Below are 25,703 nucleotides of genomic sequence, written 5' to 3' on the forward strand. Positions count from 1 at the left end.
ACGAGCCGGGCCTTTGCCTTTTCCGGTGGCCGTGCCATGCAGCGCAGCGAGCCGATTGCATCAGTGCTGCGCTTCGAATGCCGCCGCCGCGCGCCCGAGCCGATCGTTGACCGCGATCCATTCGATCGTGTCCGGCAGCTTCTCGATCAGAATCCGCGTGACGTTCGCGCGATCGAGCGCGCGCAGCAAGCCGTAGAGCTCGCGTGCATAGACGTGCGGATCTTCCGGCGCGGCGACGAAATGCACGCCGTCGACATCGGCCCACTGTCCCGCACGCGACGCACGCGCGACCAGCGCGACGCGCTCGCCCGGCTCGCGCACCGCGAGCAGCGGCTCGAGCTCGCCGAACGGCAGCAGCACGAGCGGCGTGCGCGGCGCGTAATGCGCTTTCAACGTGCCCGACGCGCGCGGCGCGCTCGCGTCCGACCCGTCGGGCAGACGCGGCGCCTCGCCGAGCACGTCGGCGATATCCTGCGGCGTCACGCGACCGGGCCTCAGCAGCGCCGGAAAGCCGCGCGACAGATCGAGAATCGTCGACTCGATACCGACATCCGACGCGCCGCCATCGAGCACATGAATCGCGCTGCCGAACTCGTCGCGCACATGCTGCGCGGTGGTCGGGCTCACATGCCCGAAGCGGTTCGCCGACGGCGCGGCGACGCCGCCATGCCCGCCGCGCAACGCGCTGAATGCATCGAGCAACGCCTGCGCAACCGGATGCGACGGGCAGCGCAGTCCCACCGAGTCCTGCCCGCCGCTGACCGCCGCCGGAATGCGCGCAGCGCGCTTGAGGATCAGCGTGAGCGGTCCCGGCCAGAACGCGTCGATCAGGCGCTGCGCATCCGCCGGCAAATACTCGACCCAGTAGTTCGGATCGCCATGCGGCGCGAGATGCACGATCACCGGATGATTGGCCGGCCGCCCCTTCGCCGCGTAAATGCGCGCGACCGCGTCCGGGTTCTCGGCATCGCCGCCGAGGCCGTACACGGTTTCCGTCGGAAACGCGACCAGTCCCCCCGCGTCGAGCAAGGCCGCCGCGTGCTCGATCTGCGCGGCGCTGACCGGCAACGCGTTGGTAGCGTCCTCGGCGGGTTTCTGTTGATCCGGCATGGCGCGCGCGTCAGCTGGTAGCGATGTGCAGCAGCCGCGCGCAATCGCGCGCCGCGGTGCGGGCTTCTTCGAGGGTCGGCGCGGTGAAGTTCACGTGGCCCATCTTGCGGCCGCAACGCGCCTCTTCCTTGCCGTACAGATGCAGGCGCGCTGACGGCATCGCGGCGACTTCCTGCCAGGGCGGCGTGACCGCCGCGCGCTTCGGACCGTCCGGAAACCACACGTCGCCGAGGATGTTCAGCATCACCGCCGGCGAATGCTGGCGCGTGTCGCCGAGCGGCATGCTGGTCATCGCGCGCACCTGCTGCTCGAACTGGCTCGTCGCGCACGCGTCGACCGTGTAGTGGCCGGAGTTATGCGGGCGCGGCGCCATTTCGTTGGCGACCAGCGAGCCGTCTTCGAGAATGAAGAATTCGACGCACAGCACGCCGACGTAGCCGAGCTTCTCGGCGATCTGCAGCGCGGCCTGTTGAGCCTGCTGCACGAGCGCCGGCGACGCGTCCGGCGCGGGGACGATGGTGTGCGACAGCACGCCGTCGCGATGGGTGTTCTGCGCGAGCGGATAGACCACCGACGCCCCGCTCGCCGCGCGCGCGATCAGCGCCGACACCTCGAACTTCAGCGGCAGGCGCTTCTCGAGCACACACGGCACGCCGCCGAGCGACGCATGCGCCTCGCGCACTTCCTCGGCGTTGCGCACGCGAATCTGGCCTTTGCCGTCGTAACCCATGCGCGCCGTTTTCAGGATGCCGGGCAGCACCGCTTCGAGCGCGCCATCGCCCAGCGCCGCAAGCGCATCCGACGACTCGATCACGACGTGCGGCGCAACCGTCACACCCGACGACGCGATAAAGCGCTTCTCGGCGATCCGGTCCTGCGCGACGGCGACGCAACGCCCCGCCGGGCTCACGAAGGTGGACTTGCCGAGAAAGTCGAGGCTCGCGGACGGCACGTTCTCGAATTCGGTCGACACCGCCGCGCACAACCGCGCGAGTTCGGTCAGCGCCGCTTCGTCGCCGTAGGCCGCGCGCAGGTGGCGGTCGGCGACCGCGCCGGCCGGGCTGGTTTCGTCCGGGTCGAGCACGGCGACGCGATAGCCCATCGCCTGGGCGGCAAAACAGAACATGCGGCCGAGCTGGCCGCCACCGACCATGCCAAGCCATGCGCCGGGCAGAATCGGTGAAACCGGTGTGTTGTCAGGGTTCATCTTGGTGGTCGGTCGCAGCCGGATACGCGTCGCGCTCATGCATCGAGCGGCGGGCATCCGGCCGGGGGTCGGACAGGAGACGTCTTATAAAACAACCAGCGCGCTTACAGCGCCGGCAATACCATCGCGTGAGCCGCTTCGTTCTGGCGCACACGGAATGCAGCGAGCTTGTCCGCGTATTCGGCGCTGGTGCCGGAGAGCAGGGACACCGCAAACAGCGCCGCGTTCGCGGCACCCGCCTCGCCGATCGCAAACGTCGCGACCGGCACACCCTTGGGCATCTGCACGATCGAATGCAGCGAATCGACGCCCTTCAGATACTTGCTCGCGACCGGCACGCCAAGCACCGGCACCGTGGTCTTCGCGGCCAGCATGCCCGGCAGATGCGCGGCGCCGCCCGCACCCGCGATGATCGCGCGAATGCCGCGCTCGCGCGCGCTTTCAGCATAGGCGAACATTTCGTCGGGCATGCGGTGCGCGGACACGACCTTCGCTTCGTACGGCACGCCGAATTCCTGCAGAATCGCGACGGCGTTTTTCATCACTTCCCAGTCGGAACTGGAGCCCATCAATACGCCGACGACCGGCGCATCATGCGTATGGGCGGTTTGTGCTTCACTCATCTTACGGCTTCCTTGTTTCCCGGCGATGCGCGCCTGACACGGCGCGCGCGATCAGATCAGTCGAGCTTGTGGCCGGTCAGGCGCTCAAGCGCTTCCTGGTACTTCTCGCCCGTTTTCGTGACCACGTCGTCCGGCAGCTTCGGCGCCGGCGGCTCTTTCTTCCACGGCTGGGTTTCGAGCCAGTCGCGCACGAACTGCTTGTCGAACGACGGCGGGTTCGTGCCGACCTGGTACTGGTCCGCCGGCCAGAAGCGCGACGAATCGGCGGTCAGCGCCTCGTCCATCAGATACAGCTTGCCGTGGTTGTCCAGACCGAATTCGAACTTCGTGTCCGCAATGATGATGCCGCGCGTGGCCGCGTAATCAGCGGCTTCCTTATACAGACGGATCGAAATGTCGCGGATCGTGGCCGACAGTTCGGTGCCGATGCGGCGCTCCATCTCGTCGTAGGTGATGTTTTCGTCGTGGTGGCCCATCTCGGCCTTGGCGGCCGGCGTGAAGATCGGCTCGGGCAGCTTCTGCGCGTTCAGCAGACCCGGCGGCAGTTGCACGCCGCAGACCGAACCGGTGGCCTGGTAATCTTTCCAGCCGCTGCCGGCCAGATAGCCGCGCACCACCGCTTCGACGAGGATCGGCTCGAGACGCTTGACGACCACCGCGCGCCCCTTGACCTGCTCGACTTCGTCCGGCGCGACCACCGACTCCGGCGCGACGCCCGTCAGGTGGTTCGGCACCACGTGCTTCAGTTTCTCGAACCAGAAGTTCGCCATCGCGTTGAGCACGCGACCCTTGTTCGGAATCGGCTCGCCCATGATCACGTCGAACGCCGACAGACGGTCGGTCGTGACGATCAGCAACTGATCGTTGCCCACGGCATAGTTGTCGCGGACTTTGCCGCGGCCGAGCAGCGGCAGCGAGCGGAGCGTGGATTCGTAGAGGGTAGACATCGTCGTGGTTCGCTAAAAGTGGTGCAAAAAATGTGACCGGAACAAAAGGGAAACGCCGTTCCCCCGATGATGCGGGAACGGCGATCGGACGACAACCTGGCCAAACGGCCAGGCGCGGAGCCAAAACTACAGCTTAACGGACGACTTGCGCGAGCTCGCCCGACTTGTACTTCTCCGCAATTTTATCAAGCGAAACCGGCTTGATCTTGCCAGCCTGGCCTTCGCAGCCGAATTGCATGTAACGGTCGATACAGATCTTCATCGCCGCTTCGCGCGCCGGCTTCAGGTAATCGCGCGGATCGAACTTGCCCGGGTTGGTCGCCATGTAGCGACGGATCGCGCCCGTGATCGCCAGACGCAGGTCGGTATCGATGTTGACCTTGCGCACGCCGTGACGGATGCCTTCCTGGATTTCTTCGACCGGCACGCCGTAGGTTTCCTTCATGTCGCCGCCGAATTCGCGGATTTCCGCGAGCAGCTCCTGCGGCACCGACGACGAGCCGTGCATCACGAGGTGCGTGTTCGGAATGCGCTGATGGATTTCCTTGATGCGCTGGATCGAGAGAATATCTCCCGTCGGCTTCTTGCTGAACTTGTAGGCGCCGTGCGAGGTGCCGATCGCGATGGCCAGCGCGTCGCACTGGGTCAGCTTGACGAAGTCGGCGGCCTGCTCCGGATCGGTCAGCAGTTGTTCACGCGTCATCGTGCCTTCGGCGCCGTGGCCGTCTTCCTTGTCGCCCTTCATCGTTTCGAGCGAACCGAGCACGCCCAGCTCCGCTTCCACGGTGACGCCGATCGAGTGCGCCGCCTCGACGACCTTGCGCGACACTTCGACGTTGTACTCGTACGATGCGACCGTCTTGCCGTCGGCTTCGAGCGAACCGTCCATCATCACGCTGGTGAAGCCGCTGCGAATCGCCGCCATGCACACCGCCGGCGACTGACCGTGGTCCTGGTGCATCACCACCGGAATGTGCGGATACGACTCGACCGCCGCTTCGATCAGATGACGCAGGAACGGCTCGCCCGCGTACTTACGCGCGCCGGCCGACGCCTGCATGATGACCGGGGCGTTGACCTTGTCGGCCGCGGCCATGATCGCCTGCACCTGCTCCAGGTTGTTCACGTTGAATGCCGGAAGGCCATAGCCGTTTTCCGCAGCATGGTCCAGCAGTTGACGCATTGATACGAGAGGCATGCTGAAACTCCTTAGATTGAAACGAATTCTTTTGCCGTCGGCATCTTTTGCGGCGATTTTATCGCGAAGCAGGCGGCGTTCCCGCGATGACACCGGCGCTTTGGTGCGCCGTCGCACATGGACCGTGCGGGTTTCGCCGCGCTGCTTCGCTCAATCGAGCCTGTGCCGATCGAGCAGTCCTGCCTGATCAGTACGGTTCACCGACCCGCACGATCTTCAACGTGTTGGTGCCGCCCGCCTGACCCATCGGCTCGCCGACCGTCAGCACGACCATGTCGCCGTGCGACGCGTAGCCCTTGCCGACCACCGTTTCGAGCGCCTGCTGCAGCGCCGTGTCGCGGTCGGTGTTGGTGTCCAGATGCAGCGAAGTCACGTTGCGGTACAGCGCCATCGCCCGTTCGCTGCCGACGCGCGGCGTCAGCGCGAAGATCGGCACGTGGGTCCAGTGACGCGACATCCACAGCGCGGTCGAGCCCGATTCGGTCAGCGCGACGATGGCCTTGGCGCCCAGGTGATAGGCGGTGAACAGCGCGCCCATCGCGATCGACTGGTCGATCCGCGTGAACGTGCGGTCGAGGAAGTCCTTGTCGAGCTCCGACTGCTCGGACTTTTCCGCTTCGACGCAAATCGCGGCCATCGTCTCGATGGTCTGCACCGGGTACTTGCCCGCCGCCGATTCCGCCGACAGCATCACCGCGTCCGTGCCGTCGAGCACCGCGTTGGCGACGTCCGACACTTCCGCGCGGGTCGGCACCGGCGCGTGGATCATCGACTCCATCATCTGGGTCGCGGTGATCACGAACTTGTTCGATTCGCGCGCCATCCGGATCATGCGCTTTTGCAGCGCCGGCACCGCGGCATTGCCCACTTCCACGGCCAGATCGCCACGCGCGACCATGATGCCGTCCGACGCGTCGAGGATGCCTTGCAGCGCCGGAATCGCTTCCGCGCGCTCGATCTTCGCGATCATCTTCGGCTTGATGCCGTACGGCGCGCCGGCGATGTTCGCGAGCTGGCGGGCCATTTCCATGTCGGTCGCGTTTTTCGGGAACGACACCGCGACGAAATCGACGCCGAGCGACATCGCCGTGCGGATGTCCTCCATGTCTTTCGCGGTCAGCGCGGGCGCCGACAGACCGCCGCCCTGGCGGTTGATGCCCTTGTTGTTCGACAGCTCGCCGCCGATCTTCACGACCGTGTGGATCTCGTTGCCGATCAGGCGCTGCACGTTCAGCACGATCAGGCCGTCGTTGAGCAGCAGTACGTCGCCCGGCTTCAGGTCGCGCGGCAGATCCTTGTAGTCGAGGCCGACGCGCTCGTCGTTGCCGAGCTCGCAGTCGGCATCGAGGACGAACGGATTGCCGGTGACGAGCGTCGTGCGGCCGTTCTCGAATTTGCCGACGCGGATTTTCGGGCCTTGCAGGTCAGCCATGATGGCGACTTCGCGGCCGGCCTGGCGGGCCGCCTCGCGCACGAATTCGGCGCGCTGGCGATGGTCGTCCGCGGTGCCATGTGAGAAATTGAGCCGCACCACGTCCAATCCCGCCTGAATCATTTGCAGCAGGATTTCCAGCGTGCTGGAAGCCGGACCGATAGTAGCGACAATCTTGGTGGCGCGATGCATGAGTCTCCTCGTCTGGATAGGATCGCTGGTAAGAGCGCTGCGGGGCTGCTGCGGAGTTCGCGCATCGAAAGATGCTGCCTGGGGTCGCGCGCCGGTTGTGGCCGGTGTCGCTTTGTGGAGTGATGCGGGTGATGCGGTATTCGAGAGCGGCGCCTCGCGCGCCTGAGATTTGCTGCCCTGCTTGCCGGAAGGCTGTTCCGGCTGGGCCGAATCGTGTTGAGCAGCTTCGACCTGTGCCGTTGGGGGCTGCTCCGCGTCGCCGGTCGGAGCTTGCGCTGCAACCGGTTCCGCGGGCGCTCCGGCGGCTAGCGCCGGTTCGGTGGCCGCGGGCGCTATCGGCGCTTCGGCAGCCTCGTCCTGTCCGGCCGCTGCCGACGCAGCGGCCGCGCGCTCCCCTGCCGGCGTTGCCGCGTTACCGCGCGGCGCTTTTACGCCACGCGCCTTGGTCGACTTCGCCGCTGGGGAGCGCGTCGCCACGTTAAGCCCGCGCTTCCAGAACTTCTACCGCCGGCAGCTTCTTGCCCTCGAGGAACTCGAGGAATGCGCCGCCGCCCGTAGAAATGTAGCTGACCTGGTCGTGGATGCCGTACTTGGCGATTGCCGCGAGCGTATCGCCGCCGCCTGCGATCGAGAACGCCGCCGAGCGCGCGATCGCGTCCGCGAGCGTCTTCGTGCCGTTGCCGAACTGGTCGAACTCGAACACGCCGACCGGGCCGTTCCACACGATCGTGCCGGCCTTCTCGAGTTGCGCGGCGAGCACCTTGGCCGTTTCCGGGCCGATGTCGAGGATCATGTCGTCGTCCTGCACATCGGCGACGGCCTTTACTTCTGCCTTCGCGGTCGGCGAGAACTCCTTGGCCGTGACGACGTCGGTCGGGATCGGCACCGAGGCGCCGCGGCCCTTGGCCGCGTCGATGATCGCCTTCGCTTCGTCGACCAGATCGGCTTCGGCGAGCGACTTGCCGATCTTCAGGCCGGCCGCGAGCATGAACGTATTGGCGATGCCGCCGCCGACGATCAGCTGGTCGACCTTCTCCGCGAGCGACTTCAGGATGGTCAGCTTGGTCGACACCTTGGAGCCCGCGACGATCGCCACGAGCGGACGCTTCGGTGCGCCGAGCGCCTTGCCGAGCGCTTCGAGCTCAGCGGCGAGCAGCGGACCCGCGCAGGCAACCGGCGCGTACTTCGCGATGCCGTGCGTAGTCGCTTCGGCGCGGTGGGCGGTGCCGAACGCGTCGTTCACGTAGATATCGCAGAGCTTGGCCATTTTCTGCGCGAGCTCGTCGGAATCTTTCTTTTCGCCCTTGTTGACGCGGCAGTTTTCGAGCAGCACGACCGAGCCCGGCGCGACGTTCACGCCGTTTTCGACCCAATTCGCGACGAGCGGCACGTCGCGGCCGAGCAGCTCCGCGAGACGCTTCGCCACCGGTGCGAGCGAATCTTCCGGCTTGAAGTCGCCTTCGGTCGGACGGCCAAGGTGCGAGGTGACCATTACCGCGGCGCCGGCGTCGAGCGCGGCCTTGATGGCCGGCACGGAAGCGCGGATGCGGGTGTCTTCGGTGATGTTGCCTTGATCGTCCTGCGGCACGTTCAGATCGGCGCGGATGAACACGCGTTTGCCGGACAGCTTGCCTTCGGCGATCAGGTCGGAGAGACGCAATACCTTGTTCATGGGCTTGAGTATGCGAGTTGATGAGAAGGCGGTGACGGACAGCGCGCGGGGACGAGGCGCAGCGAACTCCAGCGCTTCGGCACAACGGCTCCGCGGGATCGGGCGCCGGCGGCCGGTCGCGGCACCAGGCGCCTTGCCGCGGCGCGCTCAACCCGGAAAAGGCATTTTAACTGATCCCAACGGCCTTCTGATCCGCGACACGGCGAATGTCGCGCATTTGATCGCAAGGCCGCAGATGCCGCGGCGGAGCATTCATCGCCGCACCCCGGGCCCGGCCCTCACAGGAAGACGCGCATCAGCGTGAATACGACCATTCCGGTCACGATCGTGCCGAGCATGGTGCGCCGCCACAAAAACCAGCCGAGGCCGGCGAGCGTCGCGTAAAGCTCATGGTTGGAAGGCGCGAACGACAGCCCATCGGACGTCGTCAGCACGTCGGGCACCACCACCGCGGCGAGCGCGGCGGCCGGCGCGTAGCGCAGCATCTTCTGCACGCGCGCCGGCAGTACCGTGCGCTCGCCGCCGATCAGGAACATCGCGCGCGTGAGCGCGGTGACGAAGGTCATGCCGAAAATGGCGAGCCAGATTTGCGTGGAGGTCATCGGGAGTCTCCGGCGCGATCGTTCACGCCACGAATGCGGCGCAGGTCGGCGCGCTCGATCATCAGGTCGGCCGCGCTGCCGGCCGCGATCGCCGCGATCACCGCGAGCAGCAACGCCAGCCGGTACGGCAGATCGAGCGCGAGCAGCGACACGATGCCGGCCACGCTGACCGCGACCAGCGTCGAGCGGGTGGCGATCGCCGACACCATCACCGGCAGCAGCGCGAGCGTGCCGGCCAGCGCGAGCCCCCAGTTGTCCGGAATCAGGCTCGCGAGCAGGATGCCGATGATCGACGACACCTGCCACGACAGCCAGCTCGATACCGCCATGCCCCAGAAGTACGCCTCCTTGCCCGGCACGTAGCCGGTCGGAAAGCTCTTCTTGACGAATAGCAGATAGATCACGTCGCCGTTGAAATAGCCCAGCACGATGCGCCGCCACATCGACAGATACGAGAAGTGCGGCGCGAGGCCGGCGCTGAAGATCACGAAGCGGGTGTTGACCATCGCCGCGGTCAGCAGCACCGTCCACACCGGCAGCTTCGCGGCGAGGAGCGGCAACACTGCCAGCTGCGACGATCCGGCGTAGCACAGCAGCGACATCGTGAGCGCCTGCGGCAGCGTGAGCACGGACTTGCTCATCGCGATGCCGGTCACGAGGCCCCAGGAAAAAATCGCCATCAGCGTGGGGGCGTAGGCGCGCGCGCCTTCACGAAAAGCGCGGCGATCGGTGTCGGACAGTCGAGCGAGCATCGGGCGAAGGGTGCGGGCGCAGGAAACGCCGTCAAGAAGGCCAGGTCGGCGCCAGCTTGCGAGACCACCCGCTGGCGCATCCGGATTTGATTTATGCGTGCGCTGGATTATAGCGTCCGGGGTGCGCCCAAATGCCCGTGGTGTGTGCAAAAGACGCTAAAATAGCGCTCCCGGCTATGTCCTGCGCTCATGGCCGCACCTCATAACGCACCTGCTGGAGAACCGTATGTCAATGGCCGACCGCGACGGCAAGATCTGGATGGATGGCAAGCTCATCGAGTGGCGTGATGCCAAAATCCACGTGCTCACCCATACGCTGCACTACGGCATGGGCGTGTTCGAGGGCGTGCGCGCTTACAAGACCGCCGACGGCGCCACCGCGATTTTCCGCCTGCAGGAGCACACCAAGCGCCTGCTGAACTCGGCGAAGATCTTCCAGATGGCCGTGCCGTTCGACCATGAAACGCTCGCCGCCGCGCAGCGCGAAGTGGTCCGCCAGAACAAGCTCGATTCATGCTATCTGCGCCCGATCATCTGGGTCGGCTCGGAAAAGCTCGGCGTGTCGGCCAAGGGCAACACGATTCACGTCGCGATCGCCGCGTGGCCGTGGGGCGCATACCTTGGCGAAGACGGCATCACCAAGGGCATCCGCGTAAAGACGTCGTCGTTCACGCGCCATCACGTGAACGTGTCGATGGTGCGCGCGAAGGCGTCGGGCTGGTACGTGAACTCGATCCTCGCGAACCAGGAAGCGATCACCGACGGCTACGACGAAGCGCTATTGCTCGACGTCGACGGCTACGTGTCAGAAGGCTCGGGCGAGAACTTCTTCCTCGTCAACAACGGCAAGCTGTACACGCCTGATCTGTCGTCGTGCCTCGACGGCATCACGCGCGACACCGTCATCACGCTCGCGCGCGACATGGGTCTGCAGGTAATCGAAAAGCGCATCACGCGCGACGAAGTCTATACCTGCGACGAAGCGTTCTTCACCGGCACGGCGGCTGAAGTCACGCCGATCCGCGAGCTCGATAACCGCACGATCGGCGCTGGCGCGCGCGGCCCGATCACCGAAAAGCTGCAGTCGGCTTTCTTCGACGTCGTGAACGGCAGGAGCGCGAAATACGCGCACTGGCTCACGAAGATCTGAGCGACGTTTCGAGACGCCCCGCGCAGCCCAACGGCGGCGCACTGCAAGCACCCCGTATACAACGAGAAAGTCTCATGAGCGAAATCAAGGAAATGCCGCTGGTCGAACTGTCGGCAAAAGATCTGCCGGCGTATTGTCCGAACCCGGCCATGCCGCGCTGGAGCGCGCATCCGCGCGTCTTCATCGACGTGTCGCACGGCGAAGCGCGTTGCCCGTATTGCAGCACGCGTTACAAGCTGCGCGACGGCGAAGTGATCAAGGGCCATTGATCCAACGCATCGAGCGGTTCTGAGCCAGCTTGCACGGCACGAGGCGCGCGTTTTGAATCACGCGCTCGCCGCGCCGCCATCGCGGCGCGTGTGGCCAAACGGCATCGCGCCGTGCGGCTCTCCGCTTTCCCCATTTACCTATCCGAGTGCCGCGCGCATCGCGCGCGGCCCTTGTTATCGACACCGGACACTCACTCTGATGCGTCGCGCGTTGGTTATCGCACCGAACTGGATCGGTGACGCATTGATGGCGCAGCCGCTGTTTGCGCGCCTCGTGAAATTGCATCCGCGCATCGTCATCGACGCGGTCGCGCCCAGCTGGGTCGCCCCCGTGCTTGAACGCATGCCGGAAATCCGCGACGTCTACGCGACCGATCTCGCCCACGGCAAGCTGCAGATGCTGCGCCGCTGGCAGCTGTCGAGCGATCTGCGCGACGTCGGCTACGACGCGGCCTACGTGCTGCCGAATTCGTTCAAGTCGGCGCTGATTCCGTGGCTGGCGGGCATTCCGCTGCGCATCGGCTACACCGGTGAGAGTCGCTACGGCGTGCTGAACGTGCGTCACGCGAATCCGCGCAAGGACGCCCGCCCGCCGATGGTCGGCCACTACGCCGCCCTCGCCTATGCGCCAGGCGCCAAGGTCCCCGAAGATCTGCCGATGCCGCGCCTCGACACGGACCTGAACGAGGCCTCGCGCGTGTCGGCGCGCTTCAATCTCGATACGCGCGTGCCGCTGCTGGTGTTCTGCCCCGGCGCCGAATACGGTCCTGCGAAGCGCTGGCCGCCCGAGCACTTCGCGTCGCTCGCGCAGATGGTCGGCCAGTCGTTCCCGTACACGCAAATCGTCGCGCTCGGCTCGCCGAAAGACGCGCCGCTCGCGCAGGCGATCGCCGAGAAAGCGCCGAACGTGCGCAACCTGTGCGGCCAGACCGCACTGGGCGAGGCTTGCGCGCTGATCTCGCGGGCCAACGCGGTCGTCACCAACGACTCCGGACTGATGCACGTCGCCGCCGCGCTGCGCCGCCCGCTCGTGGCCGTCTACGGTTCGACCGATCCGCGCCACACCCCGCCCTTGTCCGAGCTCGCGAAGGTACAATGGCTTCATCTCGAATGCAGCCCCTGTTTTGAGCGCGAGTGCCCGCTCGGTCATCTGAACTGTCTGAAGCAGCTGAGCGCCGAGCAGGTTTTCGGCGATTTGCGCGGCATGCTGCTCGCGCAGCGCTGAGCCGACTGGTACTTGCACGCAACACCGCACGCCCCGAGCGCGTCGCGTCATGTTCGCGCCTTGCGGCACGGGCAAGCTGACGCCGGGGGCGATGGTCCGGCGCTCTGGACCGTCCCGCTACCGCAGACCCGCAACCGCGCGCCGCGCACAAGAGACTGACAAGCCATGCCACGTTTTGCCCATATCTTCGAAGCCGCCGCCGATACCCTGAACGCCTACTATCAGGCCGTCGCCGAGGTCAATATCGACAGCTTGATGGGCTTGTGGATCGACGAGGAGTTCGTCAGCTGCATCTGCGCGGACGGCTCGCATCTGCACGGCCTCGAGAGCATCCGCAATGGCTTGCAGGTCCAGCTCGAAGCGCTGCCGGTGTCGATCGAGCCGCTCGACATCCGCGTCTACGACAGCCTCGGCACCGTCGTCTATGCGATTGCCGAAGCACATCGTCCGGCCGACCCGACCGCCACGCCCGCGATGGTTTTCACCACCTATGTGATGGTCCATGAACGCGGCGAATGGCGCATTGCGCATATTCACGCAAGCCCGATGCCGAACGAGACCGCCAGCCAGTTCGCAACGAAGATGCGGCATGGCCAGGGCCCGCTGCACTGACGCGCGGCACCACGACAGATTCAGAATCACGTTTTCTCGCTCTTCCGCCGGTATGAGTTCGACGCCACATAAACCCGCTTCCTCCGGTACGGCCCCCGCCAAGGTGGCGGCCGCCGTCGAGGCGACCGTCGAGCTGCTGTACCGCGCGCCGCTCTGGCTGCCGAACCGGCATGTGCAGACGATCGTCCCGTCGCTGTTCGCGCGCCGCCCCGCAGTATCGTTTCGCCGTGAGCGCTGGGACACCCCGGACGGCGATTTCATCGATCTCGACTGGGTCGCGCACGATACTCCGCCCACCGACGCCGCGCCGCTCTTCGTGCTGTTTCACGGCCTGGAAGGCAGCTCGTCGTCGCACTACGCGGTCGCGCTGATGGCCGCCGCGCGCGAATACGGCTGGCACGGCGTGGTGCCGCACTTTCGCAGTTGCAGCGGCCCGCTGAACCGGCTGCCGCGCTTCTACCATCTCGCCGACAGCAACGAGGTCGACTGGATCCTGCGCCGCCTGCGCGCCGCGCATCGCGGGCCGGTGGTCGCGGCGGGCGTGTCGCTCGGCGGCAACGTGCTGCTGCGCTGGCTCGGTGAGCGGCAGGCCGATGCGGCGCGGGTGGTAGCCGCCGCTGCCGCGATTTCGACACCGATCGACGTCCATGCGGGCGGCCGTGCGCTGTCGCAGGGCTTCGGCCTCGTCTACACGCGCAGCTTCCTGAAGACGCTGAAGCACAAGGCCAACCAGAAGCTCGAGCAGTTCCCGGGCCTGTTCGATCGCGACGCGATGCTCGCGAGCCGCACGATGTACGAGTTCGACAACGTCGTGACCGCGCCGCTGCACGGCTTTCGCGATACCGACGACTACTGGAGCACCGCAACCACCCGCCCGCTGCTGCCGCACATTCAGGTGCCGACGCTCGTGCTCAACGCGCGCAACGACCCGTTCCTGCCGGCCGAAGCGCTGCCGTCGCGGCACGAGGTGTCGGCGGCGGTCGAGCTTTATCAGCCTGAGCACGGCGGCCACGCGGGCTTCATGACCGGGCCGTTCCCGGGCCGCATCGACTGGCTGTCGCGGCGCGTGTTCGGCTATCTGGAGCGACACGTCGATCATGGATGACATCGTCAAACAGGCGCTCGCCAAATGGCCGAACGTGCCGAGCTGCACCGGCTGGCTGATGCTCGACCGGCGCGGCAACTGGCGCATGCGCGACGAAGCGGCCCAGGCGAGCGGCACGCCCGGCGTGCCGATCCGGCATGAGGCGCTGCTTGGCTTCATCAACCGGAACTATGAGGCCGATGAGCGCGGACAGTGGTTTTTTCAGAACGGACCACAGCGCGTGTATGTCGAGCTGGCTTATACGCCGTGGGTGGTCAGATTGTCCGCGCACGCGGATGGAACGCTCGCGCTGCACGACCAGGGCGGCGGCGCGTTCGAGCCGGCGGCGGTGTTCGCGGATGAAGACGGCGGCATTCTGTTTGCCGATCGCTCGCAGCCAGCACGTATCGCGGTGCTGCACGACCACGACCTCGAGATCTTCTCCGATCACGCGACGCTCGCCGACGATGGCTCATTGAGCGGTGCGTTCCACTGGAATGTTCAGCGCACCTTGCCGCTGCAAAGCGTGCGACGCGATCAGGTGGCCGCCCGCTTTGGCTTCGTTGCGAGCCCGGCGGCGCAGGTCTGACGCGCGCAGTGGCGCGCGTTCACGTCCACCCTACCCTTTCTCGTCGAGCCGCTCCTCCTTGTAGCGGCTCTCCATCTCGTGCAGGCGCGCGTCGACGGTCGCGAGGTCGTAATAGCCGATCGTCTTCAGGTCGCGCGCGTCCTTCAGCTGCCGGATCGCCGATGGCCACGCGCCCTCCAGCGCGAACTTCTCCGCCATCGCGCGATGCTGCGTCAATGCATCGCCACTGCCCGCGCTCGCCTGCGCGAGATAGAGCCACCACGCGGGTTGATCGGGATGCGCCCGGGTCTCCTGCTTCGCGAGCGCCTGCGCGTCGGTGAAGCGATGCAGCGTCAACAGCGTGCGGATATGCATGTCGATCGCCGCGTTCGATTGCGGCCAGCGCTTCTGCGCGAGCTCGGCGAGACGCGCGGCTTCCAGTGCGACCGCTACCGCCGCCATTGGAAAAGCGGCTCTGCGCGCCGCCGTAGGTGCCGAACACGCCGCGCGCGATGTCGGGCGGCAGGATCGGATCGGCATGCGCGTCGCTCGGGCCGCTCACGAGCGGCGCCTCGGACGATGCGCGACGGATAGCGACGCAGCGAGGAATCGTTTTCGATGCAATGCGAAGCCGGTCTGACGAAGTCGAAAAACGCCGCCCGTGGCCCGGACTAAGATAATGGGCAGGGGCGTCGCAGGACGCGTACGAGGCAAAACTCAGAGCACGACACAGCGCAAATGTAATCAGTCGCCGCGACGATTCGAGGCCGCGCCGCACTGCTATGATAGGCGCCCTCTGAAGGAGTCAACCATGCCTGAACTCACTCATTTCGATGCGGCCGGTGACGCGCATATGGTGGACGTCGGCGGCAAGCAGGAGACCAGGCGCATCGCGATCGCGCGTGGCTCGATCCGCATGCTGCCCGACACGTTCGCGCTGATCCGCGACGGCAACGCCAAAAAGGGGGACGTGATCGGCATCGCGCGGATCGCGGCGATCCAGGCCTCGAAGCGCACCGCCGATCTGATTCCGCTCTGTCATCCGCTCGCGCTGACACGCGTGAAGGCCGATTTCGAACTCGACGAGCAGATGCCCGGCGTGCATTGCACGGTCCAGGTCGAGACGTTTGGACGCACGGGCGTCGAAATGGAGGCGCTTACCGCCGTGCAGATCGGGCTGCTGACCGTGTACGACATGTGCAAGGCGGTGGATCGCGGGATGACCATCACCGATGTGAAGGTGATGGAAAAGCATGGCGGGAAATCGGGGGATTGGGTGGCGCAAGCTTGACGTGCGGTTCGACAACTATCCGGATAGCAACATGACCATCGACGAACTGCTCGAGCAGCTACTGGCGTTTCGCGACGCGCGCGACTGGCGGCAGTTTCACACGCTGCGCAACCTGATCGTCTCCACCGGCATCGAAGCCGGTGAGCTGTTGGAGACGATTCAGTGGAAGACCGATGCGCAGATCGACGCGCTGCTCGGCGATCCCGCGCAATCGACGAACCTCAGGCACGAGTGCGCCGACGTGTTCATGTATCTGCTGCTGGTCGCCCATACCGCCGGCTTCGATCTCGTCGACGCGGCAGCGGAAAAACTGAAGCTGAACGAAGCGCGCTACCCCGTCGACAAGGCGAAAGGCAAGGCCGCGAAGTATTCCGAGCTTTGAACTTTGAAGGGAGGAAGCCGCGGCGTCAGCACGCCTAAGCTTCCGCGGTCCGATCAATCGTCGTCGCTGTCGTCATCCCGCGTCGCATCGGCCGCCGGTGTGCCGTAGCGCTTCACCAACTGCCGCTTGAAGCCCGCGAGCGACTTCTGCTCGTCGACGAGCTGGTAGAGATAGCCGAGCTGCGCCGGCCAGTCTTTCAATTCCTCGGCGAAGATCCGCAAGCGCTCGACCGTATCGAGCGCCGCCGCGGTATCGCCGCTCAGCGCCTGCAGCACCGCGTAGCGACGCAGCACCGTCTCGCCCGGCAACAGCGCGATCGCCTGCTTGTGCATCGCGAGCTTGCGCTGCAGGTTCAGCGGATTCATCGGCTGCAGCGTCGCAAGACCGTATTCGCCCCACGCGCCGAACAGGAACGACGGATCGGCGCTGTACTGCTCGGCCGGACGCGCGCCGTAGTAGAGCACCTCGGCGCGCGCATAGTCGCGATACACCGGATACAGCGCGGCGAGTCCGCCGAACACCACCACCGCGAACGCACCGAGCGACAGATTCGCCGGCACCGCGCGCAACGGCCGCGTTTCGAGCAGGCCGAACACGAACATCGCGGGCAACAGGAAGAACATGTACTGCTGCGGATACTCGACGAGCGCATGCATCGTCAGCACGCCGATCAGCGCGATGCCGAACACGCGCGCGGCGCTTTGCGGCGCACGCACGACGCGCACGAGCCACGCGACGAGACCCACGAGCACGATCGCGAGACCGATCAGACCGGTTTTCGCGAGCAGGTCGACGAAAATGTCGTGCGAGTTGTTGGCGATTTCGACGCCGCCCAGCTGCTTGACGAGCTCGAACTGATGGCTCGGAAATTCGCCCCAGCCGACGCCGAGCAGCGGATGCTGCTTGAACATCGTCCAGCCGTATTTCAACAGCGCGAGGCGCGGCGCGATCTGGCCGGCATCCTGGAAGCGCTCGGCCGCCGACTGCCCGAGTTCGAGGTGAAAGCGCACGTTGGCCCAGCGGATCAGCGCATTGACCACGAAAAACAGCACCGCGAGCGCGATCGGCACCAGCCATTCACGGTTGCTGCGGCGCAGTTTCGGTTCGGTGCGCGTCTGCGCGAAGGCCATCCAGAAGCCGGCCACGACGATCACGCCCATCTGCAGCCATGGACCCCGCGACACGGTCAGCGCGAGGCCGACCGAGAAAATCGTCGACACGAGCAGCCAGATGGGCACCGCGATGCGGCGCGTCTGCACGAGGTACAGCGCGCCCGCCATCGCGAACGCGATATACGTCGCGAGGTGGTTCGCCTGCGCCATGTTGCCGAACGGCCGGCGCTCGACGGTCACGTTATACGCGACGACGAGCGGAGCCACGCGCGCCTCGAGGTGAAACAGCTGGATCACCTGACTGAACACCGCGAACAGACCGCCGACGATCAACGCCCCCGCCGCCCAGCGCAACGCGGTCTCGTCGAGCTTCACGCGCGTGAAGCCGTAGCCCACATGCACGGCCATCCACGCAGCGAGCAGGAAGCCCGCGCCGAGCCAGTTCATCGATGGCTCCGCGACCGGCAGCACCAGCGTCTGCACGACCAGCACGAGGCCGAACAGCAAGGGTACGAGCGCGACCGTGGGCGACGCGAAGCTCACGCGCGGCCGGGTGGTCGCGACCAGCAGCACGACGGCCGCCCCGGTCAGCAGAAACAGCGCGAGCGAGGTGAATTCGGCGTAGAAGGTTGGGATCGGATACGTATGGTTGGCAACCGCGTAGGGCAGGATCAACGCAAGAGCCAGCAGTACGAGAGACAGGTAGCGCGCGAAAGGGGTGGGCATCGAATCAACGTGGGCGTCAGCAACCGGCGCACTATACAAAAATTTCGTTGCACTGTGCGCCGGTCCGGCCGAAATAGGCTGAAAATCAGCCTTTTACGTTGTGGCTTCGACTCATCCAGTCAGCGCTCGGCTGCTGTCTCGTTCACTCACTCATTTGCCCCTTATGAACGGCATTCGGGCGGCGCCAGATTCGCGGCGAGCGTCGGCGCCTCGCCTGGCATCGGCCCCGAACCCGGCGCCGGCAACGACGACGCGCTCTTGCCGCTCGCAAAGCATTCCCACGTCAGCGCGCCGGTCTGCACCGCGTCCTTGCTCAACGCGACGCGCGCGCTCGGCGCATCGACGTTGTCCGGGACCGACGGCACCAGCGTCATGGTGTTTGCGCCGGCCTGCGCGACACGCGTCGAGTACGTGATCGTGATCTGACCAGTGTCGTCGTCGATCTGGATGGACTCGACGTTGCGCGTGGCGGGCGGCGACGCATAACCGCCGCTGAACGCGTTGCCGCTCGCGGCGTTTTCGGCCACCGCGAGCCGCGCCGACGCCGCGAGCGACAAGCCCTCGCCGACCCGGCTGCGCGCCAGATAGTCCTGATACGCGGGAATCGCGTAGGCCGCAATCACGCCGACGATCGCGAGCACGATCATCAACTCGATCAGCGTGAAGCCGACGCCGCAGCGGCGGCAGATGCGCGCGAACCAGTTCGCGCGCCAGCGTGCGCGGCGCGACCTACGCGGGGATTGCGTCGATTGAGAGTAAGGGGAATATGGCAGGGTAACGATCATCGGCAGACTCCTGATACGAGAAACGCCTGGCCCGTGGATCGGGAACAGGCGTTTCAATCGTAGCGAGCGAAGCTCGCGCGTCACAGTCAGCCGGATGGCCAGGCTTGCATTCGGACGGCATCACGAATCAGGCAGCGATGCACCGTCAGCACCATGCTCACACCGCCGCACGTTTCGCGTTACGGCGCTTCAACAGATAACCGACGATCACGACGAACAGCGCGCCCGCGATGCTCATCCCGTATTCGGCGACTGGCGTATCGAGGATCGGCCAGCGGTCGCCGGCCGGGTCGTTGACCATCAGACCACCCGCGATCCAGCCGAGCAGGCCCGCGCCGAACAGTACGATGCCCGGAAAGCGATCGAGCAGCTTCAGAATCAGCTGGCTGCCCCACACGATCAGCGGAATGCTCACGACGAGGCCAAAGATCACCAAAGCCAACCGGTGCTCGTGCTCCGCGGCTTCGGCCGCGCCCGCGATCGCGATCACGTTGTCGACGCTCATGACCGCATCCGCGATGATGATCGTCTTCACCGCCGAGATCAGCTTGTCGGCCGGCTTCACGTTGTCGTGAGCGTCGTGCGCAGGCGCGAGCAGGCGCACGCCGATCCCACAGCAGCAGCAAGCCGCCCGCGAACTTCAGGAACGGCACGTCGAGCAGCACGACCGCGAACGCGATCAGCACGACGCGCAGCGCGATCGCGCCGGCGGTCCCCCACACGATCCCACGCACGCGCTGCGACTGCGGCAGGTTGCGGCAGGCGAGCGCAATGACGACCGCGTTGTCGCCGCCGAGCAGAACGTCGATGACGATGATCTGAAAGACCGAGCCCCAATGGAGGGTCGTGAAGAATTCGAGCATGGAAAAAAGCATAAGGAAAAATCGACCGCGCGGACAGAACCGCGGCGCAAGCGCGGAATCGGGTAGGAGGCGGGGTTGCCCCCGCCGTCCTCCCACAACACCGGACGTACGGATCACGTATCCGGCGTTTCCTGACGACTGGATTGCTCCAGCGAGCTTCGTTTCGTTCGTCGTGTCGCCTGTCGTTCAATGGACACCCCAACCTCTCTCAGGCTTCCGGCCGTCAAGTTTGATCGCAGGCTCCCGGCTGTGCCGAGACTTGTGCCCAAACGCTCAGAGAGCACGCGTGACTATCCACTCTCGTCAGGTTCGGCCCTTCACTGCTCCGGTTCCGAGCCGCTACTATGGCCTCTGCTGACTCCCGCCAGCCCATCCCGGCACCTTGCGATGCCAGTAGCACAAGGCAGACTGACGGGGCTCCCAGGGTAATGCGCGCGACCTTCCTGCTTATGCCTGTCGGATCTACGTCGTGGCGTTCCGTGCAAGTATTGGGCTTTACAGATCTTGGACTGCTCACCCCGCCACACCGCCTGATATCCGCTTCCTGTTCGTCAGGCCAGCATTTTGCCTGCGGCTTCCTTCAGATTCCGCCTTACGACGGACACCCTTGCCGTTCAGCTAGCACTTCCCCTTGCCGGGTGTGCAGAGGACTTTCACCCCCAAGTCATCCGGCTCGCCACCACAGCGGGTCGGACAGCGCCAGTCACGGCGCTACGCGCCATGCCTGGCGCACCAAAAAAAAGCGGGGGAGTCTGCACTCCCCCGCTTTTCGGGACCGCCCACTCACGAAAGGAGTTCGTAAGCGTATCAAAATCGCGCGCCAACGGCACGCGAATTCGATTTACAGCATCGCCTTCAGAAGACGCGCCATTTCCGACGGGTTCTTCGTGACCTTGATACCGCACGCGTCCATGATTTCCAGCTTCGCTTCGGCGGTGTCCGCACCGCCCGAGATCAGCGCGCCGGCGTGGCCCATGCGCTTGCCCGGAGGCGCCGTGACGCCAGCGATGAAGCCAACCACCGGCTTCTTCATGTTGTCCTTGATCCAGTGCGCGGCGTTCGCCTCGTCCGGACCGCCGATTTCGCCGATCATGATGACGGCGTCCGTATCCGGATCGTCGTTGAACATCTTCATCACGTCGATGTGCTTCAGACCGTTGATGGGGTCGCCGCCGATGCCGACTGCCGACGACTGGCCGAGGCCGATCGCGGTCAGCTGGCCGACTGCTTCATACGTCAGCGTGCCCGAACGCGACACGACGCCGATGCGGCCCTTGCGATGGATGTGACCCGGCATGATGCCGATCTTCAGCTCGTCCGGCGTGATCGTGCCCGGGCAGTTCGGTCCGAGCAGCAGCGTCTTGCGGTTTTCGCGACGCATACGGTCCTTGATCTCGATCATGTCGCGGACGGGAATGCCTTCCGTGATACAGATTGCGAGATCCAGGTCGGCTTCGACTGCTTCCCAGATTGCGGCGGCAGCGCCTGCCGGCGGAACGTAAATCACCGACACGGTCGCGCCCGTCTCAGCCTTGGCTTCAGCGACGCTCGCGTAGATGGGGATGCCTTCGAAATCTTCGCCGGCGCGCTTCGGGTTCACGCCCGCGACGTACGCTTCGCGGCCGTTTGCGTATTCACGGCAAGCACGCGTGTGGAACTGACCGGTCTTGCCGGTGATGCCCTGCGTGATGACCTTGGTGTCTTTGTTGATCAGAATCGACATGTATTGACCTCTGTTCGTTTGGCGTCGCGCGGTAGCGCCACTCGGCGCGATGCTTCACGCCTGTGTCGCTTGCGCGCCGCCACTCGTAAACCTGGCAAATGAGCTGGTAAATGCGCCGTGGACAGCTGGCTTACGCCTTGCCCGAAGCAGCCGCGACGACCTTCTGAGCCGCCTCTTCCATGCTGTCCGCCGAGATGATCGGCAGGCCGGATTCGGCGAGCATCTTCTTGCCCAGGTCTTCGTTCGTGCCCTTCATGCGGACCACGAGCGGCACCTTCAGCGACACGGCCTTCGAGGCCGCGATCACGCCTTCCGCGATCACGTCGCAGCGCATGATGCCACCGAAGATGTTGACCAGAATCGCGGTCAGGTTCGGGTTCTTCAGCATGATCTTGAACGCTTCGGTGACCTTCTCGGTCGTAGCTCCTCCGCCGACGTCGAGGAAGTTCGCCGGTTCGCCGCCGAACAGCTTGATGGTGTCCATCGTTGCCATTGCGAGGCCGGCGCCGTTCACCAGACAGCCGATGTTGCCGTCGAGCGAGATGTACGCGAGGTCGAACTTCGACGCTTCGATTTCAGCCGGATCTTCCTCGTCCAGATCGCGGTACGCGACGATTTCCGGGTGACGGAACAGCGCATTCGAGTCGAAGTTGAACTTCGCGTCGAGTGCGATGACCTTGCCGTCGCCGGTCAGGATCAGCGGGTTGATTTCGGCGAGCGATGCGTCGGTTTCCCAGAATGCCTTGTACAGGCCTTGCAGGATCGCGCGAGCTTGCGGGATCGAAGCGTCGGGCACGCCGATCTTCTTCGCGAGGTCGTCTGCTTCCGAGTCCTTCAGGCCGGTCGACGGATCGACGGCAACCTTGTGGATCAGCTCAGGCGTCTTTTCCGCGACTTCTTCGACGTCCATGCCGCCTTCGCTCGACGCCATCACGACGATCTTCTGCGAAACGCGATCGATCACGAGACCGACATACAGTTCCTTCTTGATGTCGGCGCCTTCTTCGATCAGCAGGCGGTTCACCTTCTGGCCTTCCGGACCGGTCTGGTGCGTGACGAGCTGCATGCCGAGGATCTGGTTCGAGTACTCGCGAACCTGTTCCAGCGACTTGGCGACCTTGACGCCGCCGCCCTTGCCACGGCCACCCGCGTGGATCTGAGCCTTCACGACCCACACCGGGCCGCCCAGCTCTTCCGCGGCCTTGACCGCATCATCCACCGAGAAGACCGGCTTGCCGCGCGGTACCGCGACGCCGAATTTCCGCAGGATTTCCTTACCCTGGTACTCGTGAATCTTCATGCGTGATTCCCTTCAGTCTGAGAGTTGGATAGAACTTCGATTCCGTTGCCGCCGTTCAGGCCGACGCGTCGCCGCTTCGTTCGCGGGCCGCCGCGCCGTCCGACGAGGCCGCGCGTTCCGCCGGACGCGGTGCATGACCATACCAGCGCGGATAAAACTGTTTCACCGCCTCGCCGTCGAAACGCAGCGCGTGGCAGCGTCCCAGCTGGAATGGCGGTTTGTCGTTGGAATGCTCGCCTGTGCCGTTGGACGATTCGTCTCCCGAACCCGCGTTCGCGCCCGGCGTGCCGTCATCGGTGTTCCATACGTCGCCGGCGAACGCCTGGATCGCGGCGGTCGGCAGGATCGCGCACAGCTCAGTGAGATGCGTGCAACCGGCCGTGCCGGCCAGCAAACGGGCAGCATCGCGACGGAAGTTGTGGAACAGATTGAGCCCGATGAGGGCACGGTAGGCGGGATTGCTGGCCTGGCACAACCCTGGATAGGGCACCCAGTCGGACGACGCCTCGGCGTTGACGACATTGAGCTTGCGATCGATGGTGATGCGAAGCCAGAGTTCATGGATCGGCTGACCATTGGGCCGGACACCCGACGCAAGCGCCACATCGCGTGGCTTTTCGTCGGTCAGGCACGCTTCCACATCCCACAGGCCATCGGCTCGCTCGTAAGCTTCCGCTCTGATTGCGCGACGATGGCGCAACTGACGGGACACTGGCGGGGAGAGCGACATGCGGGAAGGAAAGGCCGGATTGGAAAACTTCTGGAGTTTAGCATAACGGGTATTTGGGACAGCCCCGATTGCGCACGGCCTGGCGCCAGGTTACGGCGCGGTAATTGCCCTACCCGTCGAGACTGGCGTGTTAGTCGCCGTCCCCGATGTCGTCGATACCCTTCAGGATCTTGCCGATCGTCGCGCCGGAGAAGCCGCGCGACGCGAGAAAGCGCGCCTGCTTCGCGCGCTCGGCCGGCGTTTGCGGCAACTGGCCGAACTTCTTGCGCCAGACCGCCTGGGCGCGCGCGAGTTCGGTTTCGCGCAATTGCGCGCTCGCCTCTTCGACGAGCGCCGGGTTGAGCGCGTGTTGCTTCAGTTCGCCGAGAATGCGGCTCGTGCCGAGCCGCGATGCGCGCCGATGGATCAGGCTTTCCGCGAAGCGCGAGTCGGATAGCCAGTTTTCGGCCTGCAGCGCGTCGAGCACCGTGTCGAGCGAATCGGTTTCCTCGACGTAAGGCTTCAGCTTGCGGGCGAGGTCGGCGCGGCTATATTCGCGGCGCGACAGATAGCCGAGCGCGCGCGCTTTCAGCGAACGGGCGGGGCGTTGGGATTTTCTGCTGTCGTCTTTGTCGGACTGGCCCGGCTTCTCTTCGCCGGGTTGGCGACGCGAGCGGGTGTAGGTGACTTCGGAGGGGATTGGGGAATCGAGTCCGGAGGAATCCCGGCTGGACGACGCTGCAGCGGGTGCAGACCGCGTACGCTGCGGGCCGCGGCCCGCGGCGCGGTCATGTGCGTCGAACGATTCGAACGGATCGCCGGACTCAGGCGATCCGTCCGCCGCGTCGCGCGGGCCGTCCGGATAGCGTCCGGAGTCGAAACCGGACAGCGGCCGGCCTTTGCGTATCACTTGATGCTTACTCTTCTTCGCCCGCGACTTCAGCGTCCGCGCCGGTCACGGCGTTCGCCATCGCAGTAACGCCCAGCGATTCGCGGATACGGTTCTCGATTTCGCGAGCGATGTCCGGGTTTTCGCGCAGGAATTCACGCGCGTTGTCCTTGCCCTGACCGATCCGCTCGCCGCTGTAGCTGTACCATGCGCCGGCCTTGTCGACGATCTTCGCCTGCACGCCGAGGTCGATGATTTCGCCCTGACGCGAGATGCCCTCGCCGTACAGGATGTCGAAAATCGCTTCACGGAACGGCGGCGCCACCTTGTTCTTGACGACCTTCACGCGGGTTTCGTTGCCGATCACTTCGTCGTTCTTCTTGATCGAGCCGATGCGGCGAATGTCCAGACGCACCGACGCGTAGAACTTCAGCGCATTACCGCCCGTGGTGGTTTCCGGGTTGCCGAACATCACGCCGATCTTCATGCGGATCTGGTTGATGAAGATCACGAGGCAGTTCGTGCGCTTGATCGTGCCGGTCAGCTTGCGCAGCGCCTGCGACATCAGACGCGCCTGCAGACCCGGCAGCGAGTCGCCCATTTCGCCTTCGATTTCCGCCTTCGGCACCAGCGCCGCGACCGAGTCGATCACGATCATGTCGATCGAGCCCGAGCGCACCAGCGCGTCGGCGATTTCGAGCGCCTGTTCTCCAGTGTCCGGCTGCGAGACCAGCAGGTCGGCGACGTTCACGCCGAGCTTGCCCGCGTATTGAATGTCCAGCGCGTGTTCCGCGTCGATGAACGCCGCGGTGCCGCCGAGTTTCTGCATTTCGGCGACGACCTGCAGCGTCAGCGTGGTTTTACCGGACGATTCCGGTCCGTAGATTTCGACCACGCGGCCGCGCGGCAAACCGCCGACGCCCAGTGCGATGTCGAGGCCGAGCGATCCGGTGGAGACCACCTGGATGTCTTCGACTGCCTCACCTGCGCCGAGCCGCATGACCGACCCTTTGCCGAACTGCTTTTCGATCTGCGCGAGCGCGGCGGCGAGAGCCTTGCTCTTTTCAGCAGTCAGTCCAGCCGAGCCTTTCTTGCTTTCTTCCATGAATCGTCCTTTGCTATGATGAACGGCGTCTGAGGCAGGTGTGCACCCGTGGTTCCACTCGAATTGAGCGGAGTCTCCAGGAGATCACACGAAACGCAGACACTGTATAAAAAAACAGTAGTTTTGGCAAGCGCGATTGTGATGCGAACGCGCATCTTTTACTGTCGCATCGCCC

24 protein-coding genes and 2 pseudogenes are annotated in these 25,703 nt (G+C 65.2%); 8 read left to right on the forward strand and 18 right to left on the reverse strand.

Translation table 11 applies throughout. The features are described 5' to 3' along the window. Positions 1-60 precede the first annotated feature (60 nt). The 9 genes from OKW27_RS25910 to OKW27_RS25950 all read right to left on the reverse strand — a co-directional run bounded on the left by OKW27_RS25910 (position 61) and on the right by OKW27_RS25950 (position 9,735). On the reverse strand, positions 61-1,110 hold the full coding sequence (locus OKW27_RS25910; RefSeq protein WP_429335275.1) for an L-threonylcarbamoyladenylate synthase: 1,050 nt from the start codon (positions 1,108-1,110) through the stop codon (positions 61-63). Positions 1,111-1,120: 10 nt separating this feature from the next. After that, positions 1,121-2,317, reverse strand: a complete 1,197-nt coding sequence (locus OKW27_RS25915; RefSeq protein WP_090805452.1) for a 5-(carboxyamino)imidazole ribonucleotide synthase — start codon at positions 2,315-2,317, stop codon at positions 1,121-1,123. 104 nt (positions 2,318-2,421) lie between these two features. Next, a complete protein-coding gene (gene purE / locus OKW27_RS25920) occupies positions 2,422-2,940 on the reverse strand; it encodes a 5-(carboxyamino)imidazole ribonucleotide mutase (protein WP_018421699.1) in 519 nt (172 codons plus the stop codon). 56 nt (positions 2,941-2,996) lie between these two features. Beyond that, positions 2,997-3,887: a phosphoribosylaminoimidazolesuccinocarboxamide synthase gene (locus OKW27_RS25925; protein ID WP_429335276.1), complete on the reverse strand. Its 891-nt coding sequence runs from the start codon at positions 3,885-3,887 to the stop codon at positions 2,997-2,999. Positions 3,888-4,020: 133 nt separating this feature from the next. After that, positions 4,021-5,085 (reverse strand): class II fructose-bisphosphate aldolase, encoded by a 1,065-nt coding sequence (gene fba / locus OKW27_RS25930; protein ID WP_090801723.1) that lies wholly within the window; start codon positions 5,083-5,085, stop codon positions 4,021-4,023. A gap of 187 nt (positions 5,086-5,272) precedes the next feature. After that, positions 5,273-6,709, reverse strand: coding sequence for a pyruvate kinase (pyk, locus tag OKW27_RS25935; RefSeq protein WP_429335277.1), 1,437 nt, complete (start codon positions 6,707-6,709; stop codon positions 5,273-5,275). A 478-nt stretch (positions 6,710-7,187) separates the two neighbouring features. Next, positions 7,188-8,381, reverse strand: coding sequence for a phosphoglycerate kinase (locus OKW27_RS25940; RefSeq protein WP_429335278.1), 1,194 nt, complete (start codon positions 8,379-8,381; stop codon positions 7,188-7,190). A 278-nt stretch (positions 8,382-8,659) separates the two neighbouring features. Continuing rightward, positions 8,660-8,983 (reverse strand): AzlD domain-containing protein, encoded by a 324-nt coding sequence (locus OKW27_RS25945; RefSeq protein ID WP_090801726.1) that lies wholly within the window; start codon positions 8,981-8,983, stop codon positions 8,660-8,662. Further along, complete coding sequence (locus tag OKW27_RS25950; RefSeq protein WP_184051416.1) at positions 8,980-9,735, reverse strand: AzlC family ABC transporter permease; 756 nt, start codon at positions 9,733-9,735, stop codon at positions 8,980-8,982. The genes OKW27_RS25945 and OKW27_RS25950 overlap by 4 nt, the downstream gene beginning before the upstream one ends. Before the next feature lie 226 nt (positions 9,736-9,961). Here OKW27_RS25950 and OKW27_RS25955 point away from each other — a divergent pair, with 226 nt between their 5' ends. The 6 genes from OKW27_RS25955 to OKW27_RS25980 all read left to right on the forward strand — a co-directional run bounded on the left by OKW27_RS25955 (position 9,962) and on the right by OKW27_RS25980 (position 14,664). Beyond that, the gene (locus tag OKW27_RS25955; RefSeq protein ID WP_429335279.1) at positions 9,962-10,885 is read left to right on the forward strand and encodes a branched-chain amino acid transaminase; all 924 of its coding nucleotides are present in this window, start codon (positions 9,962-9,964) and stop codon (positions 10,883-10,885) included. A 74-nt stretch (positions 10,886-10,959) separates the two neighbouring features. Then, the gene (locus tag OKW27_RS25960) at positions 10,960-11,154 is read left to right on the forward strand and encodes a zinc-finger domain-containing protein (RefSeq protein WP_008920434.1); all 195 of its coding nucleotides are present in this window, start codon (positions 10,960-10,962) and stop codon (positions 11,152-11,154) included. A gap of 199 nt (positions 11,155-11,353) precedes the next feature. Then, positions 11,354-12,379 carry a lipopolysaccharide heptosyltransferase II gene (waaF, locus tag OKW27_RS25965; RefSeq protein ID WP_018421708.1) on the forward strand — a complete coding sequence of 342 codons (1,026 nt, stop codon included), beginning with the start codon at positions 11,354-11,356 and terminating at the stop codon, positions 12,377-12,379. 165 nt (positions 12,380-12,544) lie between these two features. Further along, a complete protein-coding gene (locus OKW27_RS25970) occupies positions 12,545-12,991 on the forward strand; it encodes a nuclear transport factor 2 family protein (RefSeq protein WP_018421709.1) in 447 nt (148 codons plus the stop codon). 52 nt (positions 12,992-13,043) lie between these two features. Further along, entirely contained in the window at positions 13,044-14,096 is a 1,053-nt protein-coding gene (locus tag OKW27_RS25975; protein ID WP_429335280.1) for a hydrolase, read from the forward strand. Next, entirely contained in the window at positions 14,089-14,664 is a 576-nt protein-coding gene (locus OKW27_RS25980; RefSeq protein ID WP_429335281.1) for a DUF2946 family protein, read from the forward strand. The genes OKW27_RS25975 and OKW27_RS25980 overlap by 8 nt, the downstream gene beginning before the upstream one ends. 30 nt (positions 14,665-14,694) lie before the next feature. Here OKW27_RS25980 and OKW27_RS25985 read toward each other — a convergent pair. Beyond that, positions 14,695-15,081: pseudogene (locus tag OKW27_RS25985) on the reverse strand (M48 family peptidase); the annotation flags it as partial. Positions 15,082-15,454: 373 nt separating this feature from the next. Between OKW27_RS25985 and moaC the strand changes: the two are divergent. Together moaC and OKW27_RS25995 are read left to right on the forward strand one after the other, a co-directional pair. Then, complete coding sequence (gene moaC / locus OKW27_RS25990; RefSeq protein ID WP_018421713.1) at positions 15,455-15,934, forward strand: cyclic pyranopterin monophosphate synthase MoaC; 480 nt, start codon at positions 15,455-15,457, stop codon at positions 15,932-15,934. A 31-nt stretch (positions 15,935-15,965) separates the two neighbouring features. After that, positions 15,966-16,316: a nucleotide pyrophosphohydrolase gene (locus OKW27_RS25995; RefSeq protein ID WP_429335282.1), complete on the forward strand. Its 351-nt coding sequence runs from the start codon at positions 15,966-15,968 to the stop codon at positions 16,314-16,316. 53 nt (positions 16,317-16,369) lie between these two features. Here OKW27_RS25995 and OKW27_RS26000 read toward each other — a convergent pair whose 3' ends face one another. The 8 genes and pseudogenes from OKW27_RS26000 to recA form a co-directional block, all read right to left on the reverse strand. Further along, positions 16,370-18,154 carry a PglL family O-oligosaccharyltransferase gene (locus OKW27_RS26000; RefSeq protein ID WP_429335283.1) on the reverse strand — a complete coding sequence of 595 codons (1,785 nt, stop codon included), beginning with the start codon at positions 18,152-18,154 and terminating at the stop codon, positions 16,370-16,372. A 161-nt stretch (positions 18,155-18,315) separates the two neighbouring features. Continuing rightward, positions 18,316-18,939, reverse strand: a complete 624-nt coding sequence (locus OKW27_RS26005) for a pilin (RefSeq protein WP_429335284.1) — start codon at positions 18,937-18,939, stop codon at positions 18,316-18,318. A gap of 157 nt (positions 18,940-19,096) precedes the next feature. Then, positions 19,097-19,802 (reverse strand): annotated as a pseudogene (locus OKW27_RS26010) (TerC family protein). 841 nt (positions 19,803-20,643) lie between these two features. Then, complete coding sequence (gene sucD, locus OKW27_RS26015; RefSeq protein ID WP_013090441.1) at positions 20,644-21,525, reverse strand: succinate--CoA ligase subunit alpha; 882 nt, start codon at positions 21,523-21,525, stop codon at positions 20,644-20,646. Between the two features lie 130 nt (positions 21,526-21,655). Beyond that, a complete protein-coding gene (gene sucC, locus OKW27_RS26020; RefSeq protein WP_013090442.1) occupies positions 21,656-22,825 on the reverse strand; it encodes an ADP-forming succinate--CoA ligase subunit beta in 1,170 nt (389 codons plus the stop codon). 55 nt (positions 22,826-22,880) lie between these two features. Continuing rightward, positions 22,881-23,555 (reverse strand): DUF2889 domain-containing protein, encoded by a 675-nt coding sequence (locus OKW27_RS26025; protein WP_429293887.1) that lies wholly within the window; start codon positions 23,553-23,555, stop codon positions 22,881-22,883. Between the two features lie 130 nt (positions 23,556-23,685). Beyond that, the gene (gene recX / locus OKW27_RS26030) at positions 23,686-24,444 is read right to left on the reverse strand and encodes a recombination regulator RecX (RefSeq protein ID WP_429335285.1); all 759 of its coding nucleotides are present in this window, start codon (positions 24,442-24,444) and stop codon (positions 23,686-23,688) included. Between the two features lie 7 nt (positions 24,445-24,451). Next, positions 24,452-25,528 (reverse strand): recombinase RecA, encoded by a 1,077-nt coding sequence (gene recA / locus OKW27_RS26035; RefSeq protein ID WP_018421721.1) that lies wholly within the window; start codon positions 25,526-25,528, stop codon positions 24,452-24,454. Positions 25,529-25,703: the final 175 nt, after the last annotated feature.

This window comes from Paraburkholderia sp. 35.1 (genome assembly GCF_050436525.1).
GTDB classification, from domain to species: domain Bacteria; phylum Pseudomonadota; class Gammaproteobacteria; order Burkholderiales; family Burkholderiaceae; genus Paraburkholderia; species Paraburkholderia tuberum.